The organism is Nocardia sp. NPDC101769 (genome assembly GCF_044766925.1).
Taxonomy (GTDB): Bacteria; Actinomycetota; Actinomycetes; order Mycobacteriales; family Mycobacteriaceae; genus Nocardia.
Window position 1 is genome coordinate 146,290 of sequence record NZ_JBIWMX010000003.1, and the last position, 18,349, is coordinate 164,638.

Consider the following 18,349-nt stretch of genomic DNA (forward strand, 5'->3'; position numbering starts at 1 on the left):
GTCCAGGGTTGCGCGCACCGCGAACCCAACCGACCACGTTACTAGGAAGCCGCTCCGATTCGGCAGGGATATATACAGTTCCGCCGCCAGGCGACCGGGCCCCGAAAATGAAAGGGGACCCAGCGCACCCGGCAGAGCCCGTTGACCCTTGCTGCCTTCCGGCCCTGGGGGAGTTCACAGGATGCGCGCCGCGCTGGATCCGTCGGCCAGTGTAGCGGCTCACCGCGCCCCGTGCGGCACGGGGTCGATACGATGCCTGCGATAAGCGGGGTCCCCCGCGAAATTCCGGAGGGGAAAGACGAGATGACGAGTTCCGATCCAGGATCGGGTGGGCCGCACGACCCGGCGAAAGCCCAGGAGACCGCGCAGTGGTGGGCCACCCCGCCCACCGGAACCGACGCCGGCCAACCGGTCCAGGGCGCGGACCCGACCATGCTCAACTACAACGCCGCCGGCATGCCGCCGTACACGCCGCCCGCCCAGCCGCTTTCGACCGGCCAGCCCTCCGGCGGCTACCCGGCGGTGTCGGGTGGATTCTCGCAGCAGCCGTTGTCGGGCGGCTACCCGCAGCAGGCCGTGTCGGGCGGCTACCCGCCGCAGGCGGCCTCCGGGGGCTATGCGCAGCAGCCGATGTCCAGCGGCTTCCCGCAGCAGCAGTACACCCCGCCGCCTCCGACCCCGCCGATCGCGCCCGCCTACGGCTACCCGGCACAGCCGCCCCGCTCGGGCGGCAACAAGACCGGCTGGATCGTCGGCGGTGTCATCGGCCTGGTGGTGATCGTCGGCGTCATCATCGGCGCGGTCGCCCTCTCCGGCGGCGACGGCCCCTCGCCGCTGAGCGACGACAAGAAGAAGAACGCCGGCAAGTACACGATGGACGGTGTCACCAACGGCTGCAATGTGATCGACACCTCGGTGCTCAGCAAGTGGGTGCCCACCTCCAAGGGCGCCCCCGAGCACTCCGAGACCAAGCCCACCGACTACTCGGGCGGGCGCTTCGAATGCCGCGCCGGCAATGAAGAGGCCAGCAAGACCGACAAGTACACCACCAACACCGCCGACCTCACCCTCGACGTGTCCTTCCTGAGCGGCTCATCGACCGCCTACAACCGGCCCGAATACGACACCTGGAAGACGTCCGACACGGGCACCACCGGCAGCGGCCGCACCGCCGGCGACGTGAACGGCATCGGTGAGGCGGGCTACTGGTCGGCCAAGGTCGACGACTGGACCTACTGGACCACCACCGACTACACGGTCGCGGTCAAGGACGACAACGCCTCGGTCAAGGTCAACATCCGGCTGCGCATGGCCAAGGGCCAGGACGTCAGCAAGGACGAGATCGCCCAGGTCTGCAAGGACCAGGCCCAGAAGGCCCTCGGCAATCTGAAGAAGAAGTAGCCGCCGACCACGGCATTTGCTTCCACCAGGGGGGCACCCGGTATATTGCTCGGCGGAGGATTCGCCTAGTGGCCTATGGCGCTCGCCTGGAACGCGGGTTGGGTTAACAGCCCTCAGGGGTTCAAATCCCCTATCCTCCGCTTCGAAGGCCCCGGCCGGACCCAGTCCGGCCGGGGCCTTCCGCATATCCCGTGTCGATGGTGGCACTGCTGTATCCGGCAGCCGCCGGCGTGGCAGGCGCGTCGGCGCGGGCCTTGGCCACAGGCCTCTGCGCAACAGCGGGATCCGGCCGGCGGCGTTCCTGTCGCAGTTCTGTCCGGCCTGGGCGACCGCCGGCGCACCGATGGTCGCAACCGGCGCTGATCGCACCGGCACCCGCACGAGGGTTGATCCTCGGCGGCACCGGATTGGCGGTAGTCGCGATCACAGCCTGGGCCATCACGTTCACGGTCACACGGGCACCCCGGACACGCAGCGTGCGGAGAACGGAGACCACGCCCACCACCCGCACAGTCGCCACCGATCAGGCCACCTGAGGTTTCATTTGCCGCGAGTCAATTCATGATTCGCTACCGGAAACGCCCTGGGGCACAACGAGATGACCGACCAAAACGGATTATTGACATGAAACACCTATCGGTTGAGTACTTGCGCCCCTCGATCGGTGCGGACAGGCGTGATGCGTTGCAGCACATGGGATTTGAGTTAACAACTAGCTAACTGCGAAGAACTCTATTGCGCGCGTGCACATGGCCTCGAATCTGAAAATCAGGCGGTGCGCCATCCGAGACCGGGCGCACAGTACCCTCGCCGCCATGATGGAGATCACATCCGCGAGACCCACAGATGGCGACGCGCAAGCGCCCCCGCTACGCAGAGCAGCGGCACTCATGGGACGACTGAGTTCGTTCAGACCCCGGCTAGCGCATGCTTCGCTAATCGTCGCGGGCGTAGTGGCAGTCAAGTCATTTCAAATGTCTTTCGCCGCCCTGCACCAGCTCTCGATACGCAATCTGGTGCCACCCGACCTTGCCTCGAACGTGCCGGTCGCTATCGACGGCCTGGTGGTCGGTTCGATCATCGCCACCGCTTCGTTCCGGCAATGGAGCGCGGGCTGGTGGTATTCGACCGTGCTGTTCGTTCTTTCAACCCTGCTCTCGATTGCCGGGAATGTCCAGTATGCCTACGAGATCGGTGGCGGCGCTGTGGCCATGATCATTTACGCAGGCATGCCGCTGACAATGCTGTTCGCGGTGCACCTCACGTTGATGCTCTGGCAACGCGGCAAGCAGGTCGCGGCCGAGCTTGCGGCCGACCTCGAGGCCACCGAGCTTGCGGCCGACCTCGAGGCCACCCAGCCCGAGGCCGACCTCGAGGCCACCCGGCTCGAAGCCGACTCGTCCGCCTCACAGGATCTGGAGCGCTCCACGGAACCCTTTGCAGTGCGTCAGCCCCGGCTCTACCCACTCGAATCCATGGGGCCCGGGCATTCCCGAGGGCAGACCGCCGGCGTCGGCTCACAGCACAGGTCAGCTTCGCCGGACGGCGTCGAACGACCCCAGGTCTCGACGACCGCCGCGCAAATGTAATGGCCGATACAGCTCGATCGACCCTCAGTCCCCTTTGAAACCCTCTCTGGAGCGAAAAATGGCGATGACCATGTGGCAAGACCAAGGAGTAGATCAGTTTCGAGAAATCGCAAGCCGGCTGGCTTCGATCATCCAAAACAGTCTGGATCGATCGGGTGCGATGACACAGTTCACCGACGCAGTCAGCAACGTCGAAGCATTCACCGATCTGATGATCGAATACTCCGGCCGGTGGTTCAGCGAGACGGGCGGACGCTCGACACTGATGGGGCCGGAACTGTTCTGGATGTTGTCCGAGCCCGGACTGCGGCGCGGCCCAGTGGTCGGTATGCGCAGCCAGGAAGCAGGCATCGAATCCGAAGGCAATTCCGGGCAACGCGCCCGAAAATTATTGTTGATCTGTGTTTTCGAAGCACTCGCACATAGCCAATGGGGCCTCCCCGAGGGCGTGTCGGACCATCCGCTGGTCAACGGAATGGTTTGACCCGCCGTTGAACTCGACCATCCATTCGCTTGATCGAAAGCATCAGACGTAATCTGGGCAAACAGGCAGCATTGCTGGGCCCGCAAATGATCAGGGGAGCCGTCCCCTGTCCTTCGCTTCGAAGGCTCCGGCCGGACTCGGTCCGGCCGGAGCCTTCCGCATATCCAACCCGGCGATATATCCAGCGCCGGCGACCCGGTCACCCCGCGGCGCCGGATTCCCGCAATGCGCGGGCGACCTCATCGAGTGCGGACTCCAGCAGGTCGGCGTAGTGGTCGATGTCGGGGAGAACGGCGGGATCGGCGTGGATGGAGACGGTGACTGTGTCGCCGAGTCCGTGGATGCCGTGGGTCAGGTGCATGACCGTGCCGAGGGCTGGGAAGCCGGCCGTGAATCGGGCTGTGCCGCCGCCGAACCGGAGGTCCGCCGGACCGCGGTCGACGCTGGAGACGACGGTATGACCCGAAACTCGTTCGGGGAGTATATCGATCGCGGCGTGTGTCACGTCATGGTGCAGCAGCGGGGCGGGCAGGACCGCGGTCACCGAGTCCTGCGCGGCCTGGAGCGGATGCGCGGCGCGAGTTCGGCGCGCGGCGAGGTCGGCGGCGATGCGGTCGGCGCGGGCACGAGGCAAGGGCGCGGCGACGGCCAGATCCACCGACAGGTCGCGGTAGCCGTTGCGGCCGCCTGCTGCGATGACCATCGCCATGGGGACCTGGGCGCGGAGGTCGGCAACCGCGGCGCCGCGCCCCGAGAGATAGGTCTCCAGCGCGAATGAAATGGCGGTGAGCGCCACGACCGTTATCGAGTGATCCGATACCCGCAGCCGGTTCTTGTCGCACACCAGCATTCGCACGATATGCCCGGCAGGGGGTGCGCCGGTGCCGTTCAGGGCCGTCGGTTCGGTATCGGGTGCGGGTGGCGGCAGCTCCCCGGCGGCCGTGAGCTCGGCCAGCCCGCGCTGCGCCCGGGCGGCGGCCAGACCGCGAACGACGGTGCGCGCCATGCCGATCGGTATGCCGGGCAGCGCAACAGTAGCGGCGAGGGCGCTCGTCACCGCATCACGAAGGTTGCGCGGGAGGAACCGATCGACGAGCCGGCCCGAGCGGTTCGAGATGGTAGATGCCGGAAATTCACTGCCGCAGAACAACGCTCGCGCGATGGCGGCAGCGCGGCGGCCGTCCGCCAGGGCGTGGGATAGCTGGAGCACAGCCACGAGGGCGGACTCACCGGTAGCGAATCCCGGGACGTCCCGGATATTTCGGAACACGTGCAGTCGCCAGGGGCGGTCGTTCGCATTCAGCCCCGTGCCGAGCAGGTCACCCACGGCGGCAGTGACATTCGCCCACGTGGCCTCCACGTGGTGATGGTCGACGAACTGCTCGTTCGTGAATTCGCAAGTCACCCAAACTGGATACGCAATGTTTGCAGGAGTATCCAGCACGCGTATCAGCAAATCCGGAATGTCGACTACCCGGTTCGCGACGGCCGCCCGCAGCTCGCCGGCCTCGCGTCCGGTGTCGGCGAAGCAGTAGAGCAGGAACAAGTCGTTGCGGGTACGCGCGGACAGCCAGTACATGGTGGCGTCCCGGGCGGCCAGGGATTTCACCCGATGACCATAACGAAACCCCGGACGACACAGCGGCTCTGGGTGCTACCGTTTGTAGTAGAAGCCTTACCATTCTCCCGGGGGCGGGGTGACCGCGATGGCAACCACCAACAGGCTCGCCGGTCGACTTGCGCAACAAGCCGATGGCATGGACGAGCGCTACAAAGGCGCCGCATTCCTCAAAAGATCAATCAACAAGGTATTTCCGACCCACTGGTCGTTCCTGCTCGGTGAAATAGCGCTGTACAGCTTCATCATCCTGCTGCTGTCCGGCGTCTATCTGACCTTGTATTTCGACCCGTCCATGCAGGACGTCACCTACAACGGCGCCTATCAGCCGCTGCGCGGGGTCACCATGTCACGCGCCTACCAGAGCGCGCTCGACATCTCCTTCGACATCCGCGGCGGACTCTTCATCCGGCAGGTGCACCACTGGGCCGCACTGCTGTTCACCGCGGCCATGATCATCCACATGTGCCGGGTCTTCTTCACCGGCGCCTTCCGCAAGCCCCGCGAGGCCAACTGGGTGATCGGCGCACTGCTGTTCATCATGGCCATGTTCGAGGGTTTCTTCGGCTACTCGCTGCCCGACGACCTGCTCTCGGGCACCGGCCTGCGCGCCGCCTTCGCCGGAATCACCCTGGGCAGCCCGGTGATCGGCACCTGGCTGCACTGGCTCATGTTCGGCGGGGACTTCCCCGGCAACATCATCATCCCGCGGCTCTACATCGCGCACGTGCTGCTCCTACCCGGAATCATGCTGGCGCTCATCGGAGTTCACATCGCGCTGGTCTGGTACCAGAAGCACACCCAGTATCCGGGCCCGGGCCGGACCGAGAAGAACGTCATCGGCACCCGCATCGTGCCGGTCTTCTCGCTGGACCAGGGCGCGTACTTCGCCTTCACCCTCGGCGTGCTGGCGCTCATGGGCGGGCTGCTGCAAATCAATCCGATCTGGAACCTGGGGCCCTACAACCCCTCCCAGGTATCCGCCGGCACCCAGCCCGACTTCTACATGATGTGGACCGACGGCTTCCTGCGCCTGTTCCCGGCCTGGGAGGCCTATCCCTTCGGGCACACCGTCCCGGGCGCGTTCTCGGTGGCGCTGTTCATGCCGCTCATCTTCACGCTGATCATCACCTACCCATGGATCGAGAAGCGGCTCACCGGCGATCGAGCCCGGCACAACCTGCTACAGCGGCCGCGCGACGTGCCGGTGCGCACCGCCATCGGGGCCATGTCGCTGAGCTTCTACCTGATCCTCACCCTGGCCTGCGTCAACGACATCATCGCCTTCAAGTTCGACATCTCGCTCAATGCCACCACCTGGGCCTTCCGCATCGCGCTACTGACCGTCCCCCCGCTGGCCTACACCATCGCCTACCGGCTGTGCGTGGGTCTGCAGCGCGGCGACCGCAGCGTACTCGAGCACGGCATCGAAACCGGTGTGGTGCGGCGGCTTCCGCACGGCGAGTACATCGAGGTGCACCAGCCGCTGGGGCCGGTGGACGAGCACGGCCATCCAATTCCCCTGGCGTATCAGGGTGCCCGCGTACCCCGGAAGATGAACGAACTCGGGATCGCCGGCCACCCCGGCACCGGCGCGTTCTTCTGGGCCGATCCGCCCGAGGAGCGCGAGCTCAATGCCGCCAACGATCACGCGGCCGAGCACGCGCAGCTGACGGTGCTGCGCAACGCCCAGGACCGCGCCCGCTGAGACCGCACCAAATGGTTCGCGGCCGTCTCGATTCTGGACTGACGGAGCGGGGAGCGAACGGCTCCATAGACCTGCGCCGTGGCCGCGAACCCGCCCGGAGCGAAGCGGAGGGCAACAGGACCGCTCCCGCTGAAACAGCACCCAAAGGTTCGCGGCCGTCTCGATTCTGGACTGACGGAGCGGGGGAGCGAAGCGGAGGAGCGGAGGAGGGAAGAATCGAGACCTCAGGGCCGCGAACCCCGCCCGGAGCGAAGCGGAGGGCCAAAAAAAACAGAAGCCCCCGAGTCTCCGGGACTCGGGGGCTTCAATTTCTTCCCGGTGGTGCAGCGGTCAGGCCCGCTTGAACTCGCCATCGGAGACGCCCGCCACAAAGGCATCCCATTCGCCGGGGGTGAAGGCCAGGATCGGCCCGCCGCCGTGGTCCTTGCTGTCGCGGACCGCGACATTGCCGTCTCCGAGGAAAGCGACCTCCACGCAGTTGCCGTTGGGCCCGCTGTGTTTGCTCTTGCGCCACACGGCGCCGGTGAAATCCACCTTCACGGTACTAGCTCCTTTTCTGCGTCAAGCTTGGAATCTTGCTGGCATCGATCTTGGCGACCTCGGGATCCATCCATAATCACGAATCCCAGGTGTGCTACGGGTCGCACGCAAACGCTCCGTGCAACCTGTTCTCTGCACTTCGCGATGGGAATGCACCCCCGGTGGCCGTTCCCGCGCTAAACCCTAGCAGGGTTCGTCATAGGGAGATCGCATTCTTTCGTTTTCAACCAGCAAATTTGCAGCAAGGTTAGCCAGCTAATTATTTGCACAGAAATAGCCCGAATTTGAGGCTTTTGGATTTCAGAAGTCCGAATTCCGTTGCCCGGCCATTCGCACACCCGCGGGCATACTCCACGCGCGTCTCCGGCGTCGGCCATGGGGAATCATGGAGGGCATGCCCCAGCCGACCCAGGACGACACCGGACGGGACCGCGACGAGAACGGACGCGCCCGGAATGCCCGGCCTCGTGACCGTTTTGGGCGACCTCTCCCATTCGGCAGCGCCGGTGTCCCCCGCATACCCGATGATCTCGACCTACCGCCCCTCGAAACCCTCGACTACGCCCAGCGCCTGCTCGACGACGGCCTGGCCTTCAACGCACACGAGGTCCTCGAGGCCGCCTGGAAGAGCGGTCCGTTCGCCGAGAAATCGCTGTGGCAGGGCCTCGCGCAATTTGCCGTTGGACTCACCCACATTCAGCGCGGGAATCCGAAGGGGGCGCGCACCCTGCTCAAGCGCGCGGCGCAGCGCCTCGCCGCCTACGGACCCGCCCCCTACGACATCGACACACCCGGCCTGGAGGCCCGCGCCCACGCCCTGGTCACCGCGCTCGACCAGGGAAAACCCATCTCCGACAACGATCTTCGGCCCCGGCTCACAATCCCACACTGAATTCGCAATCCCGCTGTCACAGCGCACCCGGTGTGTGCGCCCGCACGAACGCGAAGGACCAGCTGCCTTGCGAAGGGTGCGAACTACCATCGACAATCGTGCTCACCGACCCCGCCACAGCAACAACCGGCCGTCGGGATCCCCGCCCCGGCCACGGTCCGACCACGCGCGGCGTGGGCCGCTTCGCGCCCAGCCCGTCCGGCGACCTGCACCTGGGCAACCTCCGCACCGGACTGCTGGCCTGGCTGTTCGCCCGCTCCACCGGCCGCGGATTCCTCATGCGGGTGGAGGACCTGGATCGGGTGAGAAAGGGTGCGGCACGGCGACAGCTGGAGGATCTGGCGGCCATCGGGCTGGACTGGGATCCGCCGGTGGTGTGGCAGTCGCAGCGGCTACCGCTCTACGACGCCGCCATCGATCGCCTGACCGCCGTCGGCCACACCTATGAATGCTTCTGCACCCGCAAGGAGATCCAGCAGGCGGTCACCGCCCCGCACGGCCCGATGGGCGCCTACCCGGGGACCTGCCGCGACCTCACCGAGCACGAGAAGCAGCGCCGGCGCGACGCGGGCCGGCCCGCCGCGCTGCGGCTGCGCGCCCAGGTCGGCGAATTCACCGTCATCGACCGTCTGCTCGGCGAATACCGCGGCGCGGTAGACGATCTCGTGCTGCGGCGCGGCGACGGCACCCCCGCCTACAACCTCGCGGTCGTGGTCGACGACGCCGAGCAGGGCATCGACCAGGTGGTTCGCGGCGACGACCTGCTGCCCTCCACTCCGCGGCAGGCGTATCTGGCGACCCTGCTCGGGCTGCCCGTGCCCGAATACGCCCATGTCCCCTTGGTACTCAACAGCTCCGGGCAACGGCTCGCGAAACGCGACGGCGCGGTCACCCTGCGCGACCGGATGGCCCTCGGCGAATCCCCGCAACACGTGCTGGGACTACTGGCGGCGTCATTGGGCTACTCGGGCGCAACTACGCCGTCCGCCTTGCTGACACAATTCGATCCGGAAAGCCTGCCACGCGAACCGTGGACACTCGACCCCGACGGGTTGTTGCAACCCAGTTCGTATCCGTAACGTACGCACTCGACCAGATCCCGAACGAATTCGACGAGGACGGCGAAACAATGACGAGCGGTGGGTACGACCCCAACCAGTATCCGCAGGGTGGCCAGCCGTACGGGCAGCCGCAACAGCCCCAGCAGCCGTACGGGCAGCAGTCCGATCCCTACGGCCAGCAGCCGCAGCAGCCGTACGGCCAGCAGCCGCAGCAGCCGTACGGCCAGCAGTCCGACCCCTACGGCCAGCAGCCGCAGCAGCCCTACGGACAGCAGCCCGACCCGTACGGGCAGCAGCCGCAGTCGTTCGGTCAGTCCGACGCCTACGGCCAGCAGCAGCCCTACGGCCAGCAGCCGTACCAGCCCTACCCGGGCGGCGGCCAGCCCGGTTTCGGCGCCGGCGGTTTCGGTGGCGCGCAGCCGGGTGGCCTGTGGATCCGGTTCGCCGCCCGCGTCATCGACGGCCTGATCATCGGTATCCCGGGCGGCATCATCGCGGCGCTGCTGCCCAACAGCATCGCCTGGGCCTGGGACGTGCTGCTGCCGATCATCCTGTTCGGCTACTTCATCCTGATGGAGACCCAGCAGGGCGGCCAGACGCTCGGCAAGAAGCTGCTGGGTCTGCGCGTGGTCGGCCCCGGCGGCGGCCCGCTCGACCCGGCCACCTCGGCCAAGCGCAACCTGTACGTGATCGTCCAGCTGATCCCGTGCCTGGGCTGGCTGATCGGTCTCGGTATGGCGATCTACATCGCCATCACCATCGAGCAGGACCCGAACAAGCAGGGCTGGCACGACAAGTTCGCGGGTGGCACCCAGGTGCTGAAGGGCTGAGCCCGGCTCCGCTGAGCACGAAATGGGGACGCATCCTTCCGGATGCGTCCCCATTTTCATTGCTGCGCACGGCCTTTTCTCATTGCTGCGCACGGCATTTTCTCATTGCTGCGCACGGCCTTTTCTCATTGCTGCGCAAAGCCTTCCGTCAGGATGACCCCGTCGATCCCGCGATGATCAGGATCAGGAACAGCGCGAGCCCGACCACGATGCTGATGCCGCCCACCCAGACGCCGCCCAGCGCCAGCCCGCGGCCCTGCTGATGCGTGTTCTTGAGCTGGTTCAGCGCCACGATGCCGAGCACCAGGCCGACGATCGAGACGACCGGCAGGAAGGCACAGAAGAACATGGCCGGCACGCCGATGATCGACACCACCAGCGAGGCGATGGCCAGCGAATTGGTCTGCTGCACCGGCGGACCGTAGCCGTAGGGCTGATAGCCCGGATACCCGTAGGCCGGGGGCTGCTGCCCGGCGGCCGGATAGGACGGCGTCGGATTCGCCTGCGGCGGCGGATAATTCGGATACACCGGCTGCGGCGGCGGGGTCATCGGCGGGTACTGGTACTGCGGAGCGGAGGTGTAGCCGGCCGGGGGCGGAGCCGGCTGCTGTGGCGCGGCGGGCGGGGTCTCGGGCGTCACGCCCTCACCTCCGTACTGCTTCCACCACTCGTCGGAATCGCCGGGACTCGTCATTTGCTCAGACTAGGGCAACCCATCGGTCCCGTGCCCATCGGTCGAGGCAGGGATACTTTTCGGCGTGAGTGAAATCGAAAAGGTCGACACCGACCGATCTGGGCACCCCACGCCCGAACACGCGGCATTCGCGGACGCGGCGGGGGGATACTTCACGCCGGTGGCGGTGGCCTTCACCGCTGTCCTGCTGATCTCGAACGTCTGTGTCGCCAAAGGCGTCCAATTCTTCACCGGACACCATGTGTCCTTCGGCCCCATCACCGTGCTGCCGCTCACCATGGACGGCGCATTCTTCCTCTTCCCGCTCGCCTACGTCATCGGCGACGTCCTCAGCGAGGTCTACGGGTTCCGCGCGACCCGCCGCATCGTCTACTACGGGTTCGGCGCGCTGCTGCTGATGATCGCCTGCTTCCAGATCGTCATCAAGCTGCCCACCGGAGACCTGGATCAGAACGGTTCGGCGTTCGGGGACGTGCTCGGCCACACTCCGCAGCTGGCGTTCGCCGGCATCGCGGGCTATTTCGTGGGCCAGTTCCTCAACTCCATCACCCTGGTGCTCATCAAGGAGCGCACCAAGGAGAAGCACCTGTGGGCGCGGCTGCTGGGCTCCACCGTGGCGGGCGAATTCGGAGACACCTTCGTGTTCTGCTCCATCGCTGCCACCGCCATCGGCATCCACACCTGGGGCGACTACTTCAACTACACCCTGGTGGGCTTCATCTGGAAGACCCTCGTCGAGATGATGGTGCTGCCTATCAGCTACCGCTGCATCGCCTTTCTGAAGCACCGCGAGCCCTCGTACCGGCCGCGCGAACGGTCCGCCATCTACGAGTGAGTGTGAGCCCCGGGGCCACGGCCCGGAACACGCGGCGCGGTCGTATCGAATTCCCTTACAGCCCAGGGGCTTTGATGCGACCGCGCCAGCGGCCGAGGAACTCGGCCTGGTAGTCGTCGAAATAGCCGCCGTCGATGCTCTCCCGCACCCGATCCACCAGCCGCACCGTGAAGCGCTCGTTGTGGATGGTGCACAGCGTCGACGCGAGCATCTCCTTCGCCTTGAACAGGTGATGGATGTAGGCGCGGGTGTAGTTGGCGCAGGCGTAGCAGTCGCAGGTCTCGTCGATGGGCGTGAAGTCCCGCTTGAACCGGGCCGTATTGATGTTGAAGCGGCCCTCGGCGGTGTACAGCGCCGCATTGCGGGCCACACGTGAGGGATTCACGCAGTCGAAGGTGTCCGCGCCGTTCTCCACCGCGGTGAAGATGTCCTCCGGCTCGCTGATGCCGAGCAGGTGCCGCGGCTTGCCTTCGGGCAGCTCGTCACTGCACCAGCCGACGATGGTGCCCAGATTGTGCTTCTCCAGCGCCCCGCCGATGCCGTAGCCGTCGAATCCCGTTCCGGCCGCGCCACGCAGGTCCTCCAGATCGCGACATGCCTTGCGGCGCAGGTCCTCATATTGCGCGCCCTGGATGACGCCGAACAGCGCCTGGTACGGCCGGTGCGAGCGGGCCCCCGTGAGCCGCTCGTGCTCGTCGAGGCAGCGCTTGGCCCACAACCGCGTGCGTTCCAGCGATTCCTCCTGGTAGCCACGGGTGTTCATGAGCGTGGTGAGCTCGTCGAAGGCCATCATGATGTCCGCGCCCAGCTGATGCTGGATGCCCATGGACACCTCTGGAGTGAAGCGGTGCGTGGAGCCGTCCAGGTGCGAGCGGAAGGTGACGCCGTCGTCGTCGACGTGAGCCAGCCGCTCCTTGCCCTTGGCGATCACATCGTCGTTCTGCACGCCGACCGACTCCATGGCCAGCACCTTCTTGAAGCCGACACCCAGCGACATGACCTGAAAGCCGCCGGAGTCGGTGAAGGTCGGGCCGTGCCAGTTCATGAACTCGGCCACACCCCCGGCTTCGTCCACGATGTCGGGACCGGGCTGGAGGTACAGGTGATAGGCGTTCGCCAGTAGTGCCTGCGAACCGAGCTCCTTCATGGTCTCGGGCAGCACCGCCTTGACCGTGGCCTTGGTACCGACCGGGATGAAGGCGGGAGTCGCGATGTCACCGTGCGGAGTGCTGATCACACCGGTTCGACCGTGCCGCCCTTCCAGGCGCGCACCGACCTTGAACGAGAACTCCGAAGCAGCAGACACCGAGCCATCTTCTCACTTCGTGAAAAGTGGCCTGGCCCGCACCGGAGGGTGCGGGCCAGGCCGGTTCGGGTCGATCAGGGCAGGGCCCGCAAGGTGTGGGCCGCGGCCGATGTGGATTGCCGAGGGGTCAGTTCGCGGCCGCTCCGACGGCATCCGGTTCCGGATCGTCCACATTGTTGCCCTCGCCGTCGGTGATGGCGGCGGCGAACTGCGCGTTGTAGAGCCGGTAGTACGCGCCCCGGGACCCCAGCAGCGTCTCGTGCGTTCCCTGCTCGACGATCTTGCCCTTCTCCATCACCACGATGGTGTCGGCATCGCGGATCGTCGAAAGCCGGTGCGCGATCACGAAACTCGTGCGATCCCGGCGCAGCGCCGCCATGGCGTGCTGCACCAGCAGCTCGGTGCGGGTGTCGACCGAGCTGGTGGCCTCGTCCAGGATCAGGATGGACGGCTTGGCCAGGAAGGCGCGGGCAATGGTGATGAGCTGCTTCTCGCCGGCACTGACGCCGGAGCCCTCCTCGTCGATGACGGTGTCGTACCCATGCGGCAGCGCGTGCACGAACCGATCCACATAGGCGGCCCGGGCGGCCTCGAGGATCTCCTCCTCGGAGGCACTGGGATTGCCGTAGGCGATGTTCTCCCGGATGGTGCCGCCGAACAGCCAGGTGTCCTGCAGCACCATGCCCATGCGCGACCGCAGGTGGTCGCGGGTGATGCGGGTGATGTCGACGCCGTCGATGGTGATGGCGCCGGAATCCACCTCGTAGAACCGCATGAGCAGATTGACCAGGGTGGTCTTGCCCGCGCCGGTCGGGCCGACGATGGCCACCACGTGCCCGGGCTCGGCCACCAGCGAGAGATCCTCGATGATCGGCGTCTCCGGTTCGTAGCGGAAGGACACGTCCTCGAACGCCACCCGCCCGCGATCCACCGGCCGCGAATCCTCCGGATCCGGATCCGCCGACTGCTCCTCGGCGTCGAGGATCTCGAAGATCCGTTCCGCCGAGGCCACACCCGACTGCAGCAGGTTCATCATCGAGCCGATCTGGGTGAGCGGCTGGGTGAACCCGCGCGAGTACTGGATGAACGCCTGCACCTCACCCAGCGACAGATTGCCCGACGCCACCCGCAGGCCGCCGACCACGGCGATCAGCACGTAGTTCAGGTTCCCGAGGAACATGATGGCGGGCATGATCAGGCCGGAGATGAACTGCGACTTGAACGAGGAGTTGTAGAGCTTGTGGTTGGTCTCGTCGAACTTCTCGCCGACCTCGCGCACCCGCCCGAAGGCACTGACCACCTCGTGCCCGGTGAACGCCTCCTCGACCTGAGCGTTGACCTCGCCGGTGAGCTTCCACTGATCCACGAAGTGCGGCTTGGAGCGCTTGGCGATCTGCGCGGTCACGATGACCGCCAGCGGCACCGTCAGCAGTGCGATCAGGGCCAGCAGCCATGAGATCCAGAACATCATGATCAGGATGCCGATCACCGACAGCACATTGATGATCAGCTGGGACATGGTCTGCTGCAGCGTCTGCGCGACATTGTCGACGTCATTGGTGACGCGGGAGAGCACATCGCCGCGCGGCATCGAGTCGAAGTAGCGCAGCGGCAGCCGGTGGATCTTCTCCTCGATCTGCGCGCGCAACCGCTTCACGGTCCGGTTGATCACGATGATCAGCAGTTGGGCTTCGAGCCAGCCGAACACCGAGGCGCCGATGTAGAGCGCCAGCACCCAGGCCAGCACATGCCCGACCGCGGTGAAATCGATTCCTGTGCCGGGAATCACGTTCATGCTGGCCAGCATGTCCGCGAAGGTGTTGTTGCCGTTCGCGCGCAGCCCCTCGACCAGCTGGTCCTTGCTCTGCCCGGCGGGCAGCTGCTTGCCGACCACACCGTCGAAGATGAGGTTGGTGGCCTTGCCGAGGATCTGCGGGCCCAGGGTGTTGAGCACCACCGAACCGACGGCCAGCAGGAAGACCACGACCAGATAGAACCGGTCGGGGGCGAGCATGCGCAGCAGGCGCTTCAGCGACGGGCCGAAGGACTTCGCCTTGGCATCCGGCGCACCGGGATTGACGGCTCCGGGCCTCATCGCACCTCCAGCTGTGCCATGCGGGAGATCCCGCACCCTGTCGGCGCGATGAGCGCTTCGCGATCGTGTCTCACCGCACCTCCTCGACGCTGAACTGCGACTCCACGATCTCGCGGTATTCGGGACAGTCCCGCAGCAATTGCTCGTGGGTGCCGATGCCGGCCATCGCGCCGTCCTCCAGCACCACGATCTGATCGGCATCGCGGATCGTCGAGATCCGTTGCGCCACAATGATGACCGACGCGTCCGAGGTCTCCGGCCGCAGCGCCTCGCGCACCCGCATGTCGGTGGCGACGTCGAGGGCGGAGAAGCAGTCGTCGAACAGGTAGATGCGCGGGCGGCGCACCAGCGCGCGGGCGATGGCCAACCGCTGGCGCTGACCACCGGAGACGGTCGTACCTCCCTGTGCCACAGGCGTTTCCAGGCCCTGCGGCATCTCGCGCACGAAGTCGGCGGCCTGCGCGATCTCGAGCGCGTGCCAGAGCTCCTCATCGGTGGCATCCGGTTTGCCGTAGCGCAGGTTGGAGGCCACGGTGCCGGAGAACAGGTACGCCTTCTGCGGTACCAGGCCGATCTCGGAGCGCAATGTCTCCAGGGGCAGGTGCCGGACGTCGGTGCCGCCCACGTAGACCGCGCCGTCGGTGACATCGATCAGCCGCGGGATCAGGTTGATCAGCGTGGTCTTTCCCGCACCGGTCGCGCCCACGATGGCGGTGGTGGTGCCCGGCCGGGTCTCGAAGCGGATGGCCCGCAGCACCGGCTTCTCGGCGCCCGGGAACTTGAACTCCGCGAAGGCCAGATCCACCGTGCCCGGATCACCCTTGAACGGCTGCGGCAGCCGCGGCTCCGACACCGAGGACTCGGTGTCCAGCACCCCGCCGATGCGCTCGGCCGAGACGGCGGCGCGCGGGGCCATCATGGCCAGGAAGGACGCCATCATGACGGCCATCAGGATCTGCATGATGTAGGCCAGCATCGCGGTGAGCGAGCCGATCTGCATCTCCCCGTTGTCGATCGCGTGTCCGCCGAACCAGATGACGCCGACCGTGGTGACGTTCGAGATGAGCATGACGGCCGGGAACATGAGGGCCATGTACTTGCCGACATAGAGCGACTGCTCGGTCAGCTCGGTATTGGCGACCCCGAAACGCCAGGTCTCCTGCCGCTCCCGCACGAAGGCCCGCACCACGCGAATGCCCGTGATCTGTTCGCGCAGTACGCGGTTCACCGCATCGATGCGCTCCTGCATGCGCCGGAAGCCCGGCACCATGCGGCTGATGATGAAGGCCATCGACAGGCCCAGCGCCGGCACCGCGATCAGCAGCAGCCACGACAGCTGCAAGCTCTCACGCAACGCCATGAAGATGCCGCCGATGCACATGATCGGCGCCATCACCAGGATGGTGGCGCTCATCAGCACGAGCAGCTGCACCTGGCCGACGTCATTGGTATTGCGGGTGATCAGCGACGGCGCGCCGAACACGCCGACCTCCCGCGCTGAGAAGGTGCCGACGCGGTGCAGCAGCGCCGCGCGCATATCGCGGCCCGCGCCCATGGCCGCTTGCGCGCCCAGATACACCGAGACGGCCTGCGCGACGATCTGGATGCCCGTCACCAGCAGCATCCACCCGCCGGTGGACCAGATATAGCCGATATCGCCCTTGGTGACGCCGTTGTCGATGATGTCGGCGTTCAGCGTGGGCAGGTACAGCATGGCGATGACCGAGATCAGCTGGAGCACGACGACCCCCGCCAACTGCTTGCGGTAGGGCCAGAGGAAGGTGCGTAGAAGTCGGATCAACATGATGGTGGCAGGCTACCGTCATCCTCCGGAGCTCGCCGCGACGTTTTCCGGCACCGTCGGACAACGGCGCGGATCGGCCGCTCTCGGCACGTTCGCTCAGATGTCGGGCTGATCCAGATCTCGCCACCCGCCCGCCGCGGGCACACCCGGCGATCCCCCATCGGACGCCGATCCTGCCGCGACCGGTCCGCTCGCGGGGCGGGCACGGCGGGTCCAGGCATCGGGATCGTGCAGCAGCTCGTCCAGGAAGGACGGCAGCAGATCGTGGGCGATATCGGCGACGGTGACCCGCTCCAGCACCGAGCGGATATTCACCCGAAGCCCGATCCACACCCGCTGCAGCGGTTCGGCCGCACCCGGGTAGCTGACATCCTCCGGCCGCTGCCCGCGCACCGAGGCCAGCGGACCCTCCACCGCGCGAATCACATCCGCGATGCTGATCTCGGCGGCCGGGCGGGCCAGGCGATAACCTCCGTCGGGACCGCGGCGGCTGACGACCAGCTCGCCCTTGCGCAGATCCGCCACCACCGATTCCAGCACCTTGGGCGGAATGTCCTGGGCGGCCACAATGGCGTCGGCCTTCACCGAATCCGGTTGCGCCTTCGCGACTTCTACAAGGGTGCGCACCGCGTAATCGACCTTCGCGGTGATGTGCACGAGAACTCCTGAAACAGATCGGTGGTGAGGGAGAACCCTATCGCGCCGGATTCAGCACGCCGAGTGCGGCATTCAACAATGTCGTCTCGACGTGATCGGCATCGGCGTCGGGCACGATCTCCTGGGACATCATCGCGGTGCTGAGCACCTGCATGGCCGCGGCGGCGCGCAGCAGGGTGTCACTGTCGGCATCGGGCCCGGCCATCCAGCGGCACATACGGTGATGCAATTCGATCATGTCGGGATAGCGGTTGCCGAGGGCATTCACGATCGCGACGGTGTCGCGCATGCAGAGCACGCCCACCTGACGGTTGGCCAGTGTCGACTGCAGGCGCCGGCGGATGACCTCGCGCACGTTCTCGGGGGTGTGCGGAATGTCATCGAGACCCTCGACCTGATCACGCACTTCCTCGAACATCGGCTCGATGATCGCGACCAGAAGATCGACCTTCGAAGCATAGTGATAGTAGAGCGAGGCTTTTGTGATTCCCACCGCATCGGCGACCTCGCGCAGGCTGCTGTGATCGAACCCTTTGGTCGAAAACAACTGTAGAGCGGCATCCCGGATTGCGTTCTTGGTACTTCTACCTGCGACAACTGTTCCGGAACCGACCTGGCCACCCATATTCTCATCCTCTCACCCGCGCTCGGTGTGCGATCAACGCCACCTAGAGTCGAGGTTGTTCCTCCGCTTATTTGCTCGGTAGTCTACCTACCGCACGGTAGGCAGATTTAGTTTCGTGGAGGCGGGGAGCCCGCAGAGCTCCCGGCGGCAGTGCTGTCTACGCGCTCGCACACCAGCACCCCAGTTTTCGCCCGCACAGACCATCGCCAG

At 66.1% G+C, this 18,349-nt stretch carries 16 protein-coding genes, 1 tRNA gene and 1 other RNA gene; 9 read left to right on the forward strand and 9 right to left on the reverse strand.

Annotated features, from left to right (window positions below):
• Nucleotides 1-109: 109 nt before the first annotated feature.
• An RNA gene (gene ffs / locus ACIRRA_RS06630) (signal recognition particle sRNA small type) lies at nucleotides 110-204 on the reverse strand.
• A 99-nt stretch (nucleotides 205-303) separates the two neighbouring features.
• Between ffs and ACIRRA_RS06635 the strand changes: the two genes are divergently transcribed.
• From ACIRRA_RS06635 to ACIRRA_RS06650, 4 genes are all read left to right on the forward strand, one after another.
• A complete protein-coding gene (locus tag ACIRRA_RS06635) occupies nucleotides 304-1,401 on the forward strand; it encodes a hypothetical protein (RefSeq protein ID WP_402764036.1) in 1,098 nt (365 codons plus the stop codon).
• A gap of 54 nt (nucleotides 1,402-1,455) precedes the next feature.
• Nucleotides 1,456-1,541: transfer RNA gene (locus tag ACIRRA_RS06640), tRNA-Ser, on the forward strand.
• A 675-nt stretch (nucleotides 1,542-2,216) separates the two neighbouring features.
• Nucleotides 2,217-2,990 (forward strand): DUF2637 domain-containing protein, encoded by a 774-nt coding sequence (locus ACIRRA_RS06645; protein WP_402764039.1) that lies wholly within the window; start codon nucleotides 2,217-2,219, stop codon nucleotides 2,988-2,990.
• Nucleotides 2,991-3,048: 58 nt separating this feature from the next.
• Nucleotides 3,049-3,474 carry a hypothetical protein gene (locus tag ACIRRA_RS06650; protein ID WP_402764042.1) on the forward strand — a complete coding sequence of 142 codons (426 nt, stop codon included), beginning with the start codon at nucleotides 3,049-3,051 and terminating at the stop codon, nucleotides 3,472-3,474.
• A 199-nt stretch (nucleotides 3,475-3,673) separates the two neighbouring features.
• Here ACIRRA_RS06650 and ACIRRA_RS06655 read toward each other — a convergent pair whose 3' ends face one another.
• Complete coding sequence (locus tag ACIRRA_RS06655) at nucleotides 3,674-5,083, reverse strand: wax ester/triacylglycerol synthase domain-containing protein (protein ID WP_402764044.1); 1,410 nt, start codon at nucleotides 5,081-5,083, stop codon at nucleotides 3,674-3,676.
• A 97-nt stretch (nucleotides 5,084-5,180) separates the two neighbouring features.
• On the opposite strand from ACIRRA_RS06655, the gene ACIRRA_RS06660 reads away from it, so the two are divergent.
• Nucleotides 5,181-6,800, forward strand: a complete 1,620-nt coding sequence (locus tag ACIRRA_RS06660) for a cytochrome bc complex cytochrome b subunit (protein ID WP_402764047.1) — start codon at nucleotides 5,181-5,183, stop codon at nucleotides 6,798-6,800.
• A 330-nt stretch (nucleotides 6,801-7,130) separates the two neighbouring features.
• Here ACIRRA_RS06660 and ACIRRA_RS06665 read toward each other — a convergent pair whose 3' ends face one another.
• A complete protein-coding gene (locus ACIRRA_RS06665; protein ID WP_354838731.1) occupies nucleotides 7,131-7,340 on the reverse strand; it encodes a DUF397 domain-containing protein in 210 nt (69 codons plus the stop codon).
• Between the two features lie 394 nt (nucleotides 7,341-7,734).
• On the opposite strand from ACIRRA_RS06665, the gene ACIRRA_RS06670 reads away from it, so the two are divergent.
• The 3 genes from ACIRRA_RS06670 to ACIRRA_RS06680 all read left to right on the forward strand — a co-directional run bounded on the left by ACIRRA_RS06670 (nucleotide 7,735) and on the right by ACIRRA_RS06680 (nucleotide 10,123).
• A complete protein-coding gene (locus ACIRRA_RS06670; protein ID WP_402764050.1) occupies nucleotides 7,735-8,232 on the forward strand; it encodes a DUF309 domain-containing protein in 498 nt (165 codons plus the stop codon).
• Nucleotides 8,233-8,405: 173 nt separating this feature from the next.
• Nucleotides 8,406-9,311 carry a tRNA glutamyl-Q(34) synthetase GluQRS gene (gene gluQRS / locus ACIRRA_RS06675; RefSeq protein ID WP_402764828.1) on the forward strand — a complete coding sequence of 302 codons (906 nt, stop codon included), beginning with the start codon at nucleotides 8,406-8,408 and terminating at the stop codon, nucleotides 9,309-9,311.
• A 50-nt stretch (nucleotides 9,312-9,361) separates the two neighbouring features.
• Entirely contained in the window at nucleotides 9,362-10,123 is a 762-nt protein-coding gene (locus tag ACIRRA_RS06680) for an RDD family protein (RefSeq protein WP_402764053.1), read from the forward strand.
• 148 nt (nucleotides 10,124-10,271) lie between these two features.
• On the opposite strand, the gene ACIRRA_RS06685 is transcribed toward ACIRRA_RS06680, so the two are convergent.
• Nucleotides 10,272-10,817, reverse strand: a complete 546-nt coding sequence (locus ACIRRA_RS06685) for a DUF4190 domain-containing protein (RefSeq protein WP_402764055.1) — start codon at nucleotides 10,815-10,817, stop codon at nucleotides 10,272-10,274.
• Nucleotides 10,818-10,881: 64 nt separating this feature from the next.
• Between ACIRRA_RS06685 and ACIRRA_RS06690 the strand changes: the two genes are divergently transcribed.
• Nucleotides 10,882-11,652 (forward strand): queuosine precursor transporter, encoded by a 771-nt coding sequence (locus ACIRRA_RS06690; protein WP_402764058.1) that lies wholly within the window; start codon nucleotides 10,882-10,884, stop codon nucleotides 11,650-11,652.
• 55 nt (nucleotides 11,653-11,707) lie between these two features.
• Here ACIRRA_RS06690 and tgt read toward each other — a convergent pair whose 3' ends face one another.
• The 5 genes from tgt to ACIRRA_RS06715 form a co-directional block, all read right to left on the reverse strand.
• Complete coding sequence (gene tgt / locus ACIRRA_RS06695) at nucleotides 11,708-12,958, reverse strand: tRNA guanosine(34) transglycosylase Tgt (protein WP_402764061.1); 1,251 nt, start codon at nucleotides 12,956-12,958, stop codon at nucleotides 11,708-11,710.
• Between the two features lie 127 nt (nucleotides 12,959-13,085).
• Entirely contained in the window at nucleotides 13,086-15,053 is a 1,968-nt protein-coding gene (locus tag ACIRRA_RS06700; protein ID WP_402764063.1) for an ABC transporter ATP-binding protein, read from the reverse strand.
• Between the two features lie 70 nt (nucleotides 15,054-15,123).
• Nucleotides 15,124-16,857 carry an ABC transporter ATP-binding protein gene (locus ACIRRA_RS06705; protein WP_402764066.1) on the reverse strand — a complete coding sequence of 578 codons (1,734 nt, stop codon included), beginning with the start codon at nucleotides 16,855-16,857 and terminating at the stop codon, nucleotides 15,124-15,126.
• 96 nt (nucleotides 16,858-16,953) lie between these two features.
• On the reverse strand, nucleotides 16,954-17,514 hold the full coding sequence (locus ACIRRA_RS06710) for an RrF2 family transcriptional regulator (RefSeq protein ID WP_402764068.1): 561 nt from the start codon (nucleotides 17,512-17,514) through the stop codon (nucleotides 16,954-16,956).
• A gap of 37 nt (nucleotides 17,515-17,551) precedes the next feature.
• The gene (locus tag ACIRRA_RS06715; RefSeq protein ID WP_402764071.1) at nucleotides 17,552-18,139 is read right to left on the reverse strand and encodes a TetR/AcrR family transcriptional regulator; all 588 of its coding nucleotides are present in this window, start codon (nucleotides 18,137-18,139) and stop codon (nucleotides 17,552-17,554) included.
• Nucleotides 18,140-18,349: the final 210 nt, after the last annotated feature.